The sequence below is a fragment of the Desulfovibrio biadhensis genome (assembly GCF_055388615.1).
Window position 1 is genome coordinate 129,021 of sequence record NZ_AP042477.1, and the last position, 14,943, is coordinate 143,963.

The 14,943-nt window shown below is 57.1% G+C and carries 16 protein-coding genes; 13 read left to right on the forward strand and 3 right to left on the reverse strand.

The features are described 5' to 3' along the window. Window positions 1-54 precede the first annotated feature (54 nt). The 12 genes from ACZ5EH_RS00520 (at window position 55) to ACZ5EH_RS00575 (ending at window position 10,622) form a co-directional block, all read left to right on the forward strand. Window positions 55-1,674: a sensor histidine kinase gene (locus tag ACZ5EH_RS00520; RefSeq protein ID WP_464276187.1), complete on the forward strand. Its 1,620-nt coding sequence runs from the start codon at window positions 55-57 to the stop codon at window positions 1,672-1,674. Next, window positions 1,671-2,531 carry a universal stress protein gene (locus ACZ5EH_RS00525; RefSeq protein WP_464276188.1) on the forward strand — a complete coding sequence of 287 codons (861 nt, stop codon included), beginning with the start codon at window positions 1,671-1,673 and terminating at the stop codon, window positions 2,529-2,531. Before ACZ5EH_RS00520 ends, ACZ5EH_RS00525 begins: the two co-directional genes overlap by 4 nt. A gap of 116 nt (window positions 2,532-2,647) precedes the next feature. Further along, complete coding sequence (atpD, locus tag ACZ5EH_RS00530) at window positions 2,648-4,099, forward strand: F0F1 ATP synthase subunit beta (protein ID WP_464276189.1); 1,452 nt, start codon at window positions 2,648-2,650, stop codon at window positions 4,097-4,099. 43 nt (window positions 4,100-4,142) lie between these two features. After that, complete coding sequence (locus ACZ5EH_RS00535; protein ID WP_464276190.1) at window positions 4,143-4,559, forward strand: F0F1 ATP synthase subunit epsilon; 417 nt, start codon at window positions 4,143-4,145, stop codon at window positions 4,557-4,559. After that, a complete protein-coding gene (locus tag ACZ5EH_RS00540; protein ID WP_464276191.1) occupies window positions 4,552-4,884 on the forward strand; it encodes an AtpZ/AtpI family protein in 333 nt (110 codons plus the stop codon). The genes ACZ5EH_RS00535 and ACZ5EH_RS00540 overlap by 8 nt, the downstream gene beginning before the upstream one ends. Then, window positions 4,881-5,180 (forward strand): N-ATPase subunit AtpR, encoded by a 300-nt coding sequence (locus ACZ5EH_RS00545; protein WP_464276192.1) that lies wholly within the window; start codon window positions 4,881-4,883, stop codon window positions 5,178-5,180. Before ACZ5EH_RS00540 ends, ACZ5EH_RS00545 begins: the two co-directional genes overlap by 4 nt. Next, window positions 5,177-5,887 (forward strand): F0F1 ATP synthase subunit A, encoded by a 711-nt coding sequence (locus tag ACZ5EH_RS00550; RefSeq protein WP_464276193.1) that lies wholly within the window; start codon window positions 5,177-5,179, stop codon window positions 5,885-5,887. Before ACZ5EH_RS00545 ends, ACZ5EH_RS00550 begins: the two co-directional genes overlap by 4 nt. A gap of 11 nt (window positions 5,888-5,898) precedes the next feature. Next, the gene (locus ACZ5EH_RS00555) at window positions 5,899-6,183 is read left to right on the forward strand and encodes a F0F1 ATP synthase subunit C (protein WP_464276194.1); all 285 of its coding nucleotides are present in this window, start codon (window positions 5,899-5,901) and stop codon (window positions 6,181-6,183) included. Between the two features lie 6 nt (window positions 6,184-6,189). Then, on the forward strand, window positions 6,190-7,011 hold the full coding sequence (locus ACZ5EH_RS00560; protein ID WP_464276195.1) for a F0F1 ATP synthase subunit B family protein: 822 nt from the start codon (window positions 6,190-6,192) through the stop codon (window positions 7,009-7,011). Between the two features lie 3 nt (window positions 7,012-7,014). After that, on the forward strand, window positions 7,015-8,625 hold the full coding sequence (locus tag ACZ5EH_RS00565) for a F0F1 ATP synthase subunit alpha (RefSeq protein WP_464276196.1): 1,611 nt from the start codon (window positions 7,015-7,017) through the stop codon (window positions 8,623-8,625). 23 nt (window positions 8,626-8,648) lie between these two features. Continuing rightward, window positions 8,649-9,527 carry a F0F1 ATP synthase subunit gamma gene (locus tag ACZ5EH_RS00570; protein ID WP_464276197.1) on the forward strand — a complete coding sequence of 293 codons (879 nt, stop codon included), beginning with the start codon at window positions 8,649-8,651 and terminating at the stop codon, window positions 9,525-9,527. Window positions 9,528-10,421: 894 nt separating this feature from the next. Beyond that, window positions 10,422-10,622, forward strand: a complete 201-nt coding sequence (locus ACZ5EH_RS00575) for a hypothetical protein (protein ID WP_464276198.1) — start codon at window positions 10,422-10,424, stop codon at window positions 10,620-10,622. 542 nt (window positions 10,623-11,164) lie between these two features. Here the strand turns inward: ACZ5EH_RS00575 and ACZ5EH_RS00580 are convergent. The 3 genes from ACZ5EH_RS00580 to trxC all read right to left on the reverse strand — a co-directional run bounded on the left by ACZ5EH_RS00580 (window position 11,165) and on the right by trxC (window position 13,725). Beyond that, window positions 11,165-11,896 carry a 6-phosphogluconolactonase gene (locus ACZ5EH_RS00580; protein WP_464276199.1) on the reverse strand — a complete coding sequence of 244 codons (732 nt, stop codon included), beginning with the start codon at window positions 11,894-11,896 and terminating at the stop codon, window positions 11,165-11,167. 241 nt (window positions 11,897-12,137) lie between these two features. Further along, complete coding sequence (wtpA, locus tag ACZ5EH_RS00585; protein WP_464276200.1) at window positions 12,138-13,115, reverse strand: tungstate ABC transporter substrate-binding protein WtpA; 978 nt, start codon at window positions 13,113-13,115, stop codon at window positions 12,138-12,140. 175 nt (window positions 13,116-13,290) lie between these two features. Continuing rightward, window positions 13,291-13,725: a thioredoxin TrxC gene (gene trxC, locus ACZ5EH_RS00590; RefSeq protein ID WP_464276201.1), complete on the reverse strand. Its 435-nt coding sequence runs from the start codon at window positions 13,723-13,725 to the stop codon at window positions 13,291-13,293. A gap of 230 nt (window positions 13,726-13,955) precedes the next feature. Between trxC and ACZ5EH_RS00595 the strand changes: the two genes are divergently transcribed. Then, window positions 13,956-14,894, forward strand: coding sequence for a TIGR01777 family oxidoreductase (locus ACZ5EH_RS00595; RefSeq protein ID WP_464276202.1), 939 nt, complete (start codon window positions 13,956-13,958; stop codon window positions 14,892-14,894). Window positions 14,895-14,943 lie beyond the last annotated feature (49 nt).

Consider the following 14,943-nt stretch of genomic DNA (forward strand, 5'->3'; position numbering starts at 1 on the left):
CATTCTGTATTATGGATCATGTTGCGATTACCTGAACGCCCATGGAGATGACACATGCTACCGGACTTCACCCCTGACGCTTCCGAGCCAGAGATCACACAGCACGGAACCGCAAAGACAGAACGCGCCGCAACGGCAGCGATCGAGGATTATTGTCTCTGGGAAATGGAGTCCCTGGAGTTCAAGGTCGGCATCGTTGGCACAGGGCCGGGGTTCGTGACCATTCTGGATATTATTTCCAACGAGCTCTACCACGATTTTCTCCCCATGATGCGGCTGGTGGCCGTGGCTGAGACGGCCGACCCGCGCAAGGCGGCCCTGGTGCGGAACAAGCACATCCCCGTATACGAAACCTGCGGGGAAATGCTGGAGGCGCATCCCGAAATCGGCCTGCTCATCGAGCTGGTGGGCAACCGTTTCAAGGCAAGGCGTCTGCGCCAGAATCTCCCTGACGAAGTATCCCTGGTGGACCATGTCGCAGCGGTCTTTTTTTGCGGCATGCACAACATGCTCCAGGCAGGGCAGCATTGCCGCAAGGACCTGGACCGCCACAAGGCGCTGTTGCGCGCGGTCATGGATGAAGTCAACGAGGATATCCTGCTCCTGGACAAGGAGCGCCGCGTGGTGGACATGAACAAGAACATACGCGAACGCCTTGCCGCGACTCCAAAGGGAACCGACCTGACCATGGGCAAGGCCTGCTGGTTGATCCAGACCGATGAGGCGGGAGAATGCTTCTGCCAGAGCGGCCCCGATCCCAACTGCCCCTATGATACGACACTGAGCTCGGGCAAAAAGGCCGAAGCGCTGATTACACGGGTCAACGAACAGGGGCAGCTCGTCTATTACCGCGTCTACAGCTACCCTGTGCACGACTCCACAGGGCACATGACCCATATTCTGCTCCTGCGCCGAAACATAACGGCCCGGACCATGCGCGAACGCCACCAGCAGCAGTTGGACAAGATGGCGCTGCTGGGCGAACTTTCCGGCTATCTGGCCCATGAAATACGCAATCCTCTTTTTGCCATATCCGGCTTCACGCGCTCGCTTATGCGTTCCGACAACCTGAACGACGAGGAGCGCGAGAAGCTGACCATCATCAGCGAAGAGACAAAGCGGCTGGACCACATGCTCAAAAGCATGCTGGACTTTTCCCGCAGCCCCGGCATCAAGGTTGCGGAATGCGACATCAACCGCGTGGCCCAGCAGACCGTGGACATCATGCGCATGGGCTATGCCAGCAGGGGCTACAAGCTGGACATCCAGACCGAACGCTCCCTGCCTACGGCCAAAGGCGAGGCCGAAGCCATCAAGCAATGCCTGGTCAATCTGATCAAGAATTCCATGGAAGCCATGCCGGAGGGTGGTGAGATAAGCATCACCACAGGCATTGAAAACGACAAGGTCTTCATCCGGGTCAAGGACAAAGGCGCAGGCATCAGCCCTGAAGCCATGGAAAAAGTGTTCAGTCCTTTCTATTCCACCAAAAGCCAGAGCTACGGCATGGGGCTGGCCATGATAAAGAAGACTGTGGACGAATTCGGCGGCGATGTGCAGCTTTCCAGCTCCCAAGGCAAGGGCGCTGCCGTCACCATGTATTTTCAACCCATTCTGGAAGGCGCGCACTCCACCAACACCCCACTCACCGACGCCCCGGAGGATACCCAATGAACCAGCATCTGCTTGTCACCGTTTCCGATGACCCCTCCGCGCTCTCTGGCATCAGATTTGTGGGGTATTTTTTCGGTGACAGAAGCGAACTGAAGGTGACGCTTTTCTATACCGCGCCAACGCCGCACAAGCCTTTGCACAGTGAAGTCGGGCACCGGCTCTCCACACAACAACTTAAGGCAAGAGAGGAGCGGGGCAACAGTGCCCTGGAACATGCCAAGGAAGTGCTCTCCCGATTCGGTTTTACACACAAGAACATGGAGACGAAAATGAACTTCGGCACCATGTCCACCGCCTCAGACATCGTGCTGGAAGCTGACCGAGGTCTCTATGACGCCGTTGTGCTGGGGCACCGCGGCGTCACATGGCTGGAAGAAAGCATGGGGGAAAGCGTGACCCGTGAATTTCTGGAAAGCACCCTGCCCTTTCCTTTTTGGATTTGCCGCCACCCCGAACAGGACCGCCGCAATGTGCTGCTGTGCGTGGACGGTTCTGCCCCGTCTTTGCGCATGGCCGACCATGTAGGGTTCATCACAGCCCCGCAAAAGCGCCACGACATTACCATGCTGACCATTGTCAAAGACAAGGACGACCACGACGCCGACATAGTATTCCAGGAGTGCAGAAACCTGCTTTTGGAAAACGGGGTGGAAGATGAGCGCATTCATACCAAAATCGTGAGTGCTAACAATGTGGGCGCCGTGATTCTGGAGCAGGCAGACAAGGAACGCTTCGCCGTCGTCGCCATGGGTCGCACAGGAAGCGGGGGCGGCCTGCTGCAACGATTGTTCATGGGGTCCGCCAGCTCCATACTTTTCAAACAGCTCACCGGGGCGGTGCTTTGGATCAATCACTAAGGCAGCCTGTGGCCGGAAAAAGATATTCTTTACAAACAGAACGCGAACTATTCGAGCTTCCGGACGGCATCACAGCCACGGTGCACTAAAAGATAGTAAAACAAGGACAAGAGCGCATGCCACAGAATCAAGAATCCTCCGGAACAACAGGAGGGAGCAATCAGAACTACAGCGGAACAATCGTTTCCGTACGCGGCAGCGTAGTGGACCTGCACTTCCCTCAGGGAATCCCGCCGATCCAGGCCCTGGTTCCCGCCGGAGAAGCCATGCTCGAAGTGGTCAGCCATATTGACGAGCAGACAGTACGCGCCATCGCCCTCACACCGACATCAGGTCTGGGGCGCGGGGACGCAGTGGAAACCGACGGCGCACCGCTTTCCGCGCCCGTGGATGGCAAGCTGCTGGGCAGAATGCTGGATGTATTCGGCAAGACCATCGACGGCATGCCCCCCTTGGAAGATGTAGAACGCCGCAGCGTGCATCAGCCCGCAATACCGCTTTCCAAGCGCATCACCAAAGACGAAGTCTTCCTCACAGGCATCAAGGCCATGGACCTGCTGGTTCCTTTGGAGCGTGGCGGCAAGGCCGGCCTTTTTGGGGGCGCGGGTGTGGGCAAGACCGTCGTCATCACAGAACTGATCAACAACATGGTCGGCAAGCACAAGGGGGTTTCCATCTTCTGCGGCATCGGCGAGCGCTGCCGCGAGGGAGAAGAGCTCTGGCGAGAAATGGGCGACGCTGGCGTGCGCGACAACACGGTGATGCTTTTTGGCCAGATGAACGAACCGCCCGGAGCCCGTTTTCGGGTGGGGCACACGGCCCTGACCATGGCCGAATATTTCCGCGATGACCGCGAACAGGATGTGTTGCTGCTCATCGACAACGTCTTTCGCTTCATCCAAGCAGGCATGGAGCTTTCAGGGCTTATGGGGCGGTTGCCCTCCAGGCTGGGTTACCAGCCCACCCTTGCCACGGAACTGGCAGAGCTTGAAGAGCGCATCTCCAGCGCCAAGAATGCGGCTATCACCTCCATCCAGGCCGTGTATGTACCGGCGGATGACCTCACCGACCCGTCGGCTGTACATACATTTTCACACCTTTCGGCCTCCATAGTGCTCTCGCGTAAACGCGCCAGCCAAGGGTTCTACCCAGCCATTGATCCGCTGGAATCAAAATCAATGATGCTCACCCCCCGCGTTGTGGGGCAACGCCACTATGATGTTGCCCAGGAGGTGCGCAGAACCCTTGCCCTCTACGAAGAGCTCAAGGACATCATAGCCATGCTGGGCATAGAGGAACTTTCCCGTGAAGACCGCAGCACAGTGTACCGGGCCCGCAGGCTGGAGCGTTTTTTGACGCAGCCTTTCTACACCACAGAGCACTTCACCGGGCAGGAAGGCCGCCTGGTGGACCTGGAAGATACCATCAAAGGGTGCGAACGCATCCTGGATGACGCCTTCAGTAAGGTGCCCGAAAAAGCATTGTACATGATCGGCGCCATAGATGAGGTCCAGATGCCGGAAGACGTCGCCCAAGAGGAAGAAGAGGCCCAGGAGGAGGAAGCGTGATGCTCCCTGAGCGCCACCACCCTGCAAATACCAGGAGAAGGCGATGTTCCTGAGGATATCGCTCCCCGACAGAATCTTTCTGGCCACCAGAGTCAGCAAGGTGAAGGCTGAAGGCCCCCTTGGCGGGTTCTGCCTGTTACCCAGACATGTTGACTTTGTTTCGTCCCTGGTGCCGGGGCTTTTCTCGTATGTGCCGGAGCAGGACGCAGCACAACAAGGGGGGCAGGCGACGCCAGGCAAGGAGACGTTCCTGGCCCTTGATCGGGGGCTGCTGGTCAAGCAGGGCGATGACGTGCTGGTGGCTTGCGCCAATGCGGCCAAAGGCGAACTGGGCGAACTGGAAGATGCAGTGCGCGAAATGACCCGTGTGCAGAGCGAGCAGGAACGCAAATCTCGCACATCCATTGCCCGGCTGGAAGCAAATTTCGTCAGACGATTCGTGGGGTTCGACCATGGCTGAAAAGCACGAAAAAAAGAAGCCGGATACGGCCGAACAGCACTTTCCAAAAGAAGTGCACGACAAGGAACAACGCAGAATCCGCGCCCAATCCAAAAAAAACCACGACGTATGGTTCGGGTTGGGCTTCTTCGGCATCGTAGGCTGGAGTGTGGCCATCCCCACCGTTTTGGGCGTTTTCCTGGGAATATGGATCGATGCGCGCAGCGACTCCCCCCGCTCTTGGACGCTGATGCTGCTGCTCATCGGCCTCATCATAGGCATGCTCAACGCCTGGTTCTGGATCCAACGCCAGCGGGATACCATTGAAAAGGAGCGTAACGAATGACGCCGATTCTTCTTGTTACCCTCTCTTTTATATGGGGGGCGCTCCTTGGCCTGCTGTTCTTCGGCGGACTGTGGTTTACCGTCAAAGCCCTGCCCCATAGCAAACGCCCAAACATGCTTTGGGTGCTGAGCTTTCTGCTGCGGCTCGCCGTGCTGGTTGCCGGCTTTATTGCGCTGACAGGATTCGGAGCCCAGGCCTGTCTGGCTGCAGTGGCGGGCGTCATTGCCACGCGGTTGTTACTGTCCCGTCGCCTGGGGCCAAAGGTGGCCCTCAAGCACAGAAGGAGCAACGCATGAACATTACGCCGGACTGGATAGTTCTTGCGCAATGGGGCGATTTCAAGCTCAACCTGACCATCGTGCTCACATGGGCGGTCATGCTGCTGCTCATCGTCCTTTCCTGGCTGGCGACCAGACGGCTGAAGGTGAACATCAAAAGCCCTGACGAACTGCCCCCGCTGCAAAACGCCATGGAAAGCCTGCTGCAGATAATAGAAAGCGAGCTGCGCAATGTGCTCAAACGCGACCCGTGGCCCTATTTGCCCTTTCTGGCCACCCTGCTGCTGTTCATTGCCGTAAGCAATCTGCTGCAGCCCATTCCGGGCTACATGGCGCCCACGGGTTCGCTTTCCACAACAGCGGGGCTGGCGCTTCTGGTGTTCCTGGCCGTGCCTATCTGGGGCGTCATGAATACGGGAATGTGGACCTATCTTAAAAGCTATGCCCAACCAACGCCCATGATGTTGCCTTTCAACATTATCGGCGAATTCAGCCGTACATTGGCATTGGCGGTCCGTCTTTTCGGCAATCTCATGAGTGGCCAGACCATTGGCGCGATACTGCTGCTCATCGCCCCTTTGGTGGTGCCCGTACTCATGGATTTGTTGGGACTTTTGACCGGTATGGTGCAGGCTTACATCTTCTTTATTCTCGCCGCCGTGTACATCGCCTCCGGCATGGAGGCCCATGAAGAGCGGCAACAAGAAACAAGCGAACAAACCTGAGGAGGTTTCGCATGGACAATCTCGGAATCATCGGAGCCGTATCCGCATTCGGCGCCGCCCTTGGCATCGGACTTGGCGCCATTGGCCCTGCCCTTGGTGAAGGGCGCGCCGTGGCCCAGGCCCTTCAGTCCATAGCCCAGCAACCGGATGAGAGCAGCACCATCACCAGAACCCTCTTTGTGGGGCTGGCCATGATCGAATCCACTGCAATCTACTGTTTTGTGGTGTCCATGATTCTGCTGTTCGCAAACCCGTTCTGGAACTACTTCATCGAACAGGCGTCTAACGGAGGCTAACCAACCGTGCTTATAGACTGGTTCACAGTTGCTGCCCAGGCAATCAACTTCCTGCTTCTTGTGCTGGTGCTCAAGTACGTGCTGTACAAGCCCTTGCGCCGCGCCATGAATGAACGCAAGCAGCGCATCGCAAAGGATTTGGAACAGGCGGAAAACTCTCGCAAGGAAGCCGCTGCGCAAAAAAGCAAGCTGGAAGAAGCGCGGGACAACCTGGACCAGGAGCGCAGGCAAGTGCTGGACAAGGCCAAGGAAGAAGCAGGGCGCTACCGCGAGCAGGCCATGGAAAAAGCCAGACAAGAGGTGGACGAACAACGCCGACAATGGCGACAGGCCCTGCAAGAAGAGCGCGACGCCTTTGCGCGCACGCTGACAACGCGCATTGCCGAAGCCACCCTGTCCGTCTGCCGCAAAGCGCTGCATGACCTGGCCGATGCAGAACTCCAGGACCGGCTGGCCGCAAAGATGCTTGAACTGCTACCCCAAAACGGCGGTCTTGCCCCCCGGGAGGTGCAGGTGCGGACAGGCTTTCCCCCAAACGACGCCCTGCAGGAGCGCTTGCAGAAGGATCTCCAAAAACACTGGCCGTCCCTGGAGTCAGTCGAGTTCCAACAAGACGCATCACTCGGCTTTGGCATCGAATGCCGGTTTGAGGGCGACAAGGTGGCCTGGAACGCGCAGCGCTACATCAGCGGGCTGGAAGAACGTGTGATGGACGTTTTCGCAAAGCTTCCGGACAATCCCGAAGCACCGGATAGGCAAAAAGCAAATCATGGTGCGGCGGATGCTTCCGAAGAGGAAACACCGTCCACAGCAAACAATAGTGAGTAAACAATGCTTCCTGACAATGATCGCCAGCAGGTACGCGAAACCCTGGAGCATTCTTTGGATCGCGCCACCGGCACGGTGCAGGACCAAGCCGACAGCTACACCCCTTCTCCGGAAATCAACGAAGTGGGGCGCGTCACCTCTGTGGGGCGCGGCGTCGTCTGGGTAAAGGGGCTGGACCACGTCAAAAGCGAAGAACTTGTCTACCTGGGAGAAGCCCAAGACGGGCAGCGCACCCTGGGTATGGCCCTGGACATACAAAAGGACAAAGTCGGCGTGATTCTGCTGACACCGGGCGATGATTTGCGTTCCGGCAGTGAGGCCACACGTAGCGGTCAGGTGCTGAGCGTTCCCGTGGGGCAAGGACTTCTCGGGCGCGTGGTGAATCCTCTGGGCGCCCCTTTGGATGGAAAAGGCGCGGTCAACACGTCCCAGACCCTGCCTGTATTACGGCAGGCGCCCCCTATCATGCACCGTGCCCCTGTTGATGTACCCATGCAAACGGGGCTCAAGGTTATTGACGCCGTTCTCCCTGTAGGACGTGGGCAGCGTGAACTGATTCTGGGCGACCGGCAGACCGGCAAGACAGCCATCGGCCTCGACGCCATGATCAACCAGCGTGAATCCGGCGTGATTTGTATCTATTGCGCCATTGGACAGCGCGGCTCCAGCGTGGCCAAAGCCCTGGAGGAACTGCGCCGTGAAGAGGCCATGGAGCACACCATCATGGTGGTTGTGGAAGGCGACTCCCCCCCTGGGCTGCAATATGTTGCGCCCTATGCGGCTACGAGCGTGGCCGAACACTTCATGTCCCAGGGCAAGGACGTGCTCATCATCTATGACGACCTGACAAAGCACGCCATTGCCTACCGCGAGCTTTCCCTGCTGCTGCGGCGCCCCCCAGGCCGTGAGGCGTATCCTGGAGACATCTTTTACATCCACTCCAGCCTGTTGGAGCGTTCCACCCATCTTCGCGAGGAATACGGGGGCGGTTCCCTTACGGCCCTGCCCATCATCGAAACAGAGGCGCAGAACATCTCGGCCTATATTCCCACGAACCTCATTTCCATTACGGATGGGCAAATATTCCTGTCTCCGGAGCTGTTCCAGAAGGGTGTCCTGCCGGCAATCGAAATCGGCCGCTCCGTTTCCCGTGTAGGCGGCAAGGCGCAGCTCCCCTCTTATTCGGGCCTGGCCGGCGAATTGCGGCTCTCCTATGCCGAGTTTGAGGAACTGGAATCCTTTGCCCGGTTCGGCACCCGCATGGATGCCGATACCCGCAACAACCTTGAGCATGGCAAGCGCATCCGCGCTATCCTGAAACAGCACCAATCCGCTGCGCTCAAACCAGAGGAACAAGTCTTCGTACTCGTGGCGGCCTCCAGAGGCGTGCTGGACCATGTTCCGGAACAGGAAATCGAGGCTGCGGAAAAGATGCTGCTGGAAAACATCCCTGCGGACATTGCTGGCCGTATACGGGACACATCCCTTTCAAAGCAGAACAAAAATGAACTCTGGGAAGACATCGTCAACGCTGCCAAAGACATTGTTGACGCAGCCTACCCGCAAGAAGACGAAGAAAGCTCGGAGCAGGGGCAGGAACGCGACGCGGCCTGATCCGGCATCCGTGACGAGATACCATGCAGACCCAGGAAAGCCTGAAAAAAAAGCTGAGCACGGTCCAGGACCTGCTCTCCGTGGTCAAGACCATGAAGAGCCTGGCCGCGGTGAATATCCGCTCTTACGAACGCGCCGTAGAATCCTTGGGGCACTACGAGCGTGTAGTGAATCTGAGCTGGCGCGCTCTTTTTCCTACTCATGGGCGGATTCTGCCCCTAGCTGCTGCGCAAAGCTGCGTGGTCTTTGTCATCGGTTCGGACCAGGGCATGTGCGGGCAGTTCAACGAAACAATCGCAGAGACCGCCAAAAACGTGATCCGCTCCCAACGCGAACGCAAACGTGAAGTGCATATATGGACTTCAGGAGAACGCATCCGCGCAGCCATGGAGGATGCCGGCCTGCCCCCCGTGCGCCACTTTTCCCTCCCCGGGACTCTGCCTGGAATAACGCGGCAGATAGGCGCACTGTTGCAAGCCTACACCGGCCTGCACACTCAAGGCGCATCGCAACGCTTCTTGCTGCTGCACAACCAACTCGAAGGGCAAAGCTCCTATACGCCGCGCTCCTTCCAATTGTTTCCTTTGGACGAAACATGGTTCGAGCAGCTTGGGGACAAGGGCTGGCCGGGGCGCTCCCTTCCCTTGCTGGGTCCTGGCCCGGAGCATACCTTCCGCGACCTGCTCTCCCAATATCTGTTCATTTCCATATACCGGGGGTTCGCCCAGTCCATGGCCGCAGAAAACGCTGCACGGCTGGCCGCCATGCAGGCCGCGGAAAAGAATATCCAGGACCTTCAGGAAGAGTTGGAAACCAAATACCGCGAGACCCGGCAGAAGGCCATTACCGAAGAACTCTTCGACGTCATCGCGGGGTTTGAAGCCCTGGGCGAGGAGGAGTAGTCAGGCCAGCTGCATCGTGTTTAACTGTAAAGCCCCTTTCCTTCCTGTCATTCCCGCGAAGGCGGGAATCCAGTATTCGCGCGCACCCTGAGACAACATCCAGGCGCATCGGCTACAAGCAATTTAAAAATACTGGATCTCCGATGAACTCGGGGATGACACGGAGCAATGAATGTTCTGGTGGTCGTGTAAAAAGTGTTGCCCTGCAAGTGTTTTGCAAAACGCCAGCGCACCACCCTTTGTACCCCCTGTCGCCACTCCTCCCTGTCATTCCCGCGAAGGCGGGAATCCAGTATTCGCGCGCACCCTGAGACAACAGCCAGACGCATCAGCTACAAGAAATACATAAATACTGGATCCCCGATGAACTCGGGGATGACACGACGCAATGAGCGTGCTGGTGGTCATGTAGGTGTCTTCATGGGCGCTAATGTCGAGTAAGCGGGCAGCATGTATTATGCGCAAAGCACTGCCACTCCTCCCTGTCATTCCCGCGAAGGCGGGAATCCAGTATTCCTGCGCACCTGAGACAACAGCCAGACGCATCGGCTACAAGCAATACATAAATGCTGGATCCCCGATGGACTCGGGGATGACACGGAGCAATGAATGTTCTGGTGGTCGAGTAAAAGGTGTAGCACTGCTTGTGTTTTGCAAAACGCCAGCGCCCATCCCTTTGTACCCCCTGTCGCCACTCCTCCCTGTCATTCCCGCGAAGGCGGGAATCCAGTATTCGCGCGCACCCTGAGACAACAGCCAGACGCATCAGCTACAAGAAATACATAAATACTGGATCCCCGATGAACTCGGGGATGACACGACGCAATGACCGTGCTGGTGGTCATGTAGGTGTCTTCATGGGCGCTAATGTCGAGTAAGCGGGCAGCATGTATTATGCGCAAAGCACTGCCCCACCCCCCTGTCATTCCCGCGAAGGCGGGAATCCAGTATTCCTGCGCACCTGAGACAACAGCCAGACGCATCGGCTACAAGCAATACATAAATGCTGGATCCCCGATGAACTCGGGGATGACACGACGCAACGAGCGTGCTGGTGGTCGCGTAGGTGTCTTCATGGACGCTGGCGGCGAGTAAGCAGGCAGCGTGTCTTATACGCAAAGCACTGCCACTCCTTCCTGTCATTCCCGCGAAGGCGGGAATCCAGTATTCGCGCGCACCCTGAGACAACATCCAGGCGCATCGGCTACAAGCAATTTAAAAATACTGGATCCCCGATGAACTCGGGGATGACACGGAGCAATGAATGTTCTGGTGGTCGTGTAAAAAGTGTTGCCCTGCAAGTGTTTTGCAAAACGCCAGCGCACCACCCTTTGTACCCCCTGTCGCCACTCCTCCCTGTCATTCCCGCGAAGGCGGGAATCCAGTATTCGCGCGCACCCTGAGACAACAGCCAGACGCAACAGCTACAAGAAATACATAAATACTGGATCCCCGATGAACTCGGGGATGACACGACGCAACGAGCGTGTTGGTGGTCGTGTAGGTGTCTTCATGGACGCTGGCGGCGAGTAAGCAGGCAGCGTGTCTTATACGCAAAGCACTGCCACTCCTTCCTGTCATTCCCGCGAAGGCGGGAATCCACAATCAGGAAGCGCCAATGATGGATGCTCTTCGCCCTACATCTGATCCGTGAGCCAGACGCGCCGGCCCCGGGGGGCAATGGCGCCGGCAGGCAGGGTCCGGAACCGTTCATCGGGCGCACGAGCCAGGTCCACCATCTCCCGTAGGGATGCACCAGTTGCAATAAGCAGCGCGTTCTCAGCGCCTTCCATGGCCCGCAGGGTCAAGCCCACGGAGCCATCCTGCAGGGGAGAGGCCCAACGCGAGGGTTTGTCCAGTGCGGGGTCGCCGGTATCGAGCGCGCCGAGCTTGCCGCCCGCCCCCACGTCGAGCAGCAGCATATCCCACGGTGGCAAAGTATGGGGCGATACCGATGTACGGAAAAAGCGCTCCATCTCCTGTTCATACAGGGCCACGGCAGACTCTTCGCCTTTATTCACGGGAATGGGGTGTAGATTGGTATCGGGAATGGGCAAACGCTCACGCAGCCGTGTTTGCGAGGTATGGAACAGGCTCTCGCCCGCCCCTTCCACAGCGCGTTTATCCCAGGCCCAGAAAAGGTGCACGAGGTCCCACTGCATGGCCGCATGCTGCGGCCCATAGGGGAGAAGCTCGCAAAGGTCCAGAACCTCCCGAGCAGGGCTGATGCAAATGGTGAAGGGCTCGCCTTTTCGTGTCCGCAGCCGCGCCATCTCGCGCACGAATGCCGCACCCGAGCGGTTCAGGGACTCCCTGTCAGGGTAATCCCATATCTCTGGACCGCGAGGTTTGCGCCTGAAAAGGAACATGGCCGCCCTTCCCGTTTGCTTGATCGGTGCATGAAATCCACCGGGATGTTACGGGACGTTGGAGGCAATGTACTACAAAAACGCAACGTTCGCACCTTTTTTAAGACGAGGTCCGGCTTTGCTTTGAGAAAGTTGCAGCCAGACAAAAACCCCCCGGGCAGCCCTTTACAAAGAGAGCCGCCCGAGGGGGAGTGTGGACAAAGGCGCCGGGAGTTGTGTTGCCAACTCCCGCGCCACTTTTTTACTCTTTAACTTCAACCAGGGGTTGCAAGACTTCAGGCAGGGCCTGGTGCATCTCCTGGGTAGGTACACGTGCAGGAATAAACGGGGGTTGACCGAGATCCTGCAGAATCTTCAGGCCACCTTCAGGGTCCAGCATGTAAGCCAGGAAGGCAGTTGCCGCTTCCTTGTTGGCGGCGTCGTTCAGAATAGTGATGCCATAGGTGATGGATTTCCCCGTACGGGTGATGGTTTTACCATTTTTACCGCCCGTGACTTCCACCTTGGCCTGTTTATAGAAGGGATCCATCTTGTAGTTGCCAAGATTAATATGGTCGTTCAATTCTACGTATTTCAGACCGTGCTGCACCGCCACGGAGAGATACTCCCAGCCGTAATCCATCTTGCCGCTTTCCAGCAGAGCAATGAGTTCCTTGGCCTTGGGTTTGACATTTTCCTCGGGGCGGTTTGCCAACAATTTTTTGTAAAGGCCTTCTTGGCCGTAGAATTTCTCGGCAAGCTGCATAACCATCAGGCTGCGATAGCCACAGGGATCCAGGTTCGGATCGGAGTGCCCCCATACTACGTCCTTGCGCTGCAGAATCTCATACCAGTTGTCGGCATTGATCTCGTCTGCAAAACGGCTCTTGTCCGTATAGCACAGCACCAGACGGTTGCTCGCGAACCGGATGTTCACCGTAGCCAGCTTGGGAATCAGGTTCTTATCGATAACCACGTAGTCGGCGGAAGCCATCAAGTCGGCAGGTTTGCCTTCTTCAGAAATAAGCCGCGCCATTTTGGTGCTGCCGCCGGCTTCACGCTGCACATCCACCCCGGGGTGCTTGGCTTCAAAGGCTTTTTCCATTTCCCCCAAAGGAACGGAAAGGCTGCCTGCATGGAAGATGACCAGTTTTCCAGACAGTTCCGCACTGGCGGGAACTGCGCAAAGCAGTGGTACAAGTAACGCCATAGCCAAACAAGACAGCAATACACAGCGCATGATGGAGGCTCCTCGTGGTTGCAGTTTATGAACCAGCGGATTTCAACAACAAAAATCCCTCGTATAAAGGAATTCCTACGTTCATAAAACGCACTCTGTCAACCTGTATCTACCCAATTTATAACAACATTATGTTAGATTTGACATAAAGATTCCAGCATACGCCGACATTGTTTTACCCCTGAGACTGCGCCCACTGTACTATGTTCTGGGCGCTCATGGCGCCGGAAACGCGGGCAGGCTCGCGCCCGGGCTTGAAGAGCATCATGGTGGGAATGGAGTTTATGCCAAAGCGCTGCCCCACGTCTGGGTTGTCCTGTGTGTTGACCTTGGCGAGAATTACATTGGGAGCAAGGGTGGCGGCTGCCTGCTCAAAGGCCGGGGCCATGGCTCTGCACGGTCCGCACCAGGGCGCCCAGAAATCCACCAGCAGGGGCATTTCCCCCTTTTCCAAAAACCGCTGCAGCCTTGCCCCATCCAGTTCAACCGGTTTACCGAGAATGAGCGGGCCCTGGCATTTGCCGCAAGTCGGCCCCTGTTCAAGTTTCTGTTGGATAATCCGGTTCACGCCGCCACAGGAAGGACACACGGTATTGATCGTTTGTTCCATAGCTTTCTCCGTTCGTAGATATCATGCTGCGTAATAGCTCGTATTTTTGTATGGTAAGCATTTCAAAACATCATGCAAGTATGTGGCGGCATGCACCTCGCTTCCGCGATACGCGCCATTATTTTTAATGAAAAAGGCACCGGCTTTCACGGCCGCCATGTTGTTCGCTCCTGTCCTTTGTGTTACCGATTGTGTTCAGGTCATACATTTCGAAAGAAAAGGATACAGTGATGCGTACGATACTATTAGGGGGCACAGGTTTTATCGGCCGCGAGCTTACGCGGGCCATTTTGCGCAAAGGGTGGCAGGCCGTTGTGCCTTCCCGCTCGCCGCAGAAATATGAAGGCCTCTTCGACCAGTTCGGCAAGGCAGAGCTGGTAGCCTGGGATGCTAAAGACCCCGACCGTCTGGCTGCAATAATTTCTGGTGGCGATGTGGTGGTGAACCTGCTGGGCGCATCCATTGCCGACAGCCGCTGGACGCCCGAAGTCAAGGAACGTATCCGCAGCAGTCGTGTTGAAGCCGGCCAGGCTCTGGTCCAGGCCTTTCAAAAAGTGCAAACGCCACCCTCCATCCTCGTGCAGGGCTCTGCCATCGGGTATTATGGCAATCGCGGCAATGAGATTCTGACCGAAAGCGACTCGCCCCCACCTGTGGGCATGAGCTTTCTGGCAGACGTTGCCCGCGAATGGGAAGCCTCCACCCTGGATATTGAAGCCATGGGCGTCAGGCGCATAATCGTGCGCACGGGCATCGTTCTCGGCACAGAAGGCGGTGTTCTGGACAAATTCCTCACCCCGTTCCAGCTTTTTCTCGGCGGCCCCATCGGAAGTGGCAAGCAGTGGATGTCCTGGATCCACAGGACGGACGAGGTCCAGGCCATGCTTTTTTGCGTGGAGAATGAATCCTGCAGAGGTGCTTTCAATTTCACTGCGCCAGCCCCTGTTCGCAACAAGGAATTTGGCGAAAAACTCGGCAGGGCGCTCAACAGGCCTTCCTGGTTACCTGCGCCGGGCTTTGCCCTGAAGCTGGCCATGGGAGAAATGGCGGAAGAGCTCGTCCTTGGAGGGCAACGGGTGCTGCCTCGGGAGTTGGAAAACAAGGGGTACGCCTTTGCCTTTCCAGAACTGTCTACTGCGCTCCAGGACATCATCCAGCGCATGCAATGACTTTTCAAATAGTTAAAAATCGATTTTTATTACGCTGGATCAAACACCT

Coding starts and splice junctions, on each gene's coding strand:
- wtpA (WP_464276200.1), bottom strand. CDS start 13,115: ATGCGCTGTGTATTGCTGTCTTGTTTGGCTATGGCGTTACTTGTACCA.
- ACZ5EH_RS00520 (WP_464276187.1), top strand. CDS start 55: ATGCTACCGGACTTCACCCCTGACGCTTCCGAGCCAGAGATCACACAG.
- ACZ5EH_RS00540 (WP_464276191.1), top strand. CDS start 4,552: ATGGCTGAAAAGCACGAAAAAAAGAAGCCGGATACGGCCGAACAGCAC.
- ACZ5EH_RS00525 (WP_464276188.1), top strand. CDS start 1,671: ATGAACCAGCATCTGCTTGTCACCGTTTCCGATGACCCCTCCGCGCTC.
- ACZ5EH_RS00545 (WP_464276192.1), top strand. CDS start 4,881: ATGACGCCGATTCTTCTTGTTACCCTCTCTTTTATATGGGGGGCGCTC.
- trxC (WP_464276201.1), bottom strand. CDS start 13,725: ATGGAACAAACGATCAATACCGTGTGTCCTTCCTGTGGCGGCGTGAAC.
- ACZ5EH_RS00550 (WP_464276193.1), top strand. CDS start 5,177: ATGAACATTACGCCGGACTGGATAGTTCTTGCGCAATGGGGCGATTTC.
- ACZ5EH_RS00595 (WP_464276202.1), top strand. CDS start 13,956: ATGCGTACGATACTATTAGGGGGCACAGGTTTTATCGGCCGCGAGCTT.
- ACZ5EH_RS00580 (WP_464276199.1), bottom strand. CDS start 11,896: ATGTTCCTTTTCAGGCGCAAACCTCGCGGTCCAGAGATATGGGATTAC.
- ACZ5EH_RS00575 (WP_464276198.1), top strand. CDS start 10,422: ATGCGCAAAGCACTGCCCCACCCCCCTGTCATTCCCGCGAAGGCGGGA.
- ACZ5EH_RS00535 (WP_464276190.1), top strand. CDS start 4,143: ATGTTCCTGAGGATATCGCTCCCCGACAGAATCTTTCTGGCCACCAGA.
- ACZ5EH_RS00565 (WP_464276196.1), top strand. CDS start 7,015: ATGCTTCCTGACAATGATCGCCAGCAGGTACGCGAAACCCTGGAGCAT.
- ACZ5EH_RS00570 (WP_464276197.1), top strand. CDS start 8,649: ATGCAGACCCAGGAAAGCCTGAAAAAAAAGCTGAGCACGGTCCAGGAC.
- atpD (WP_464276189.1), top strand. CDS start 2,648: ATGCCACAGAATCAAGAATCCTCCGGAACAACAGGAGGGAGCAATCAG.
- ACZ5EH_RS00555 (WP_464276194.1), top strand. CDS start 5,899: ATGGACAATCTCGGAATCATCGGAGCCGTATCCGCATTCGGCGCCGCC.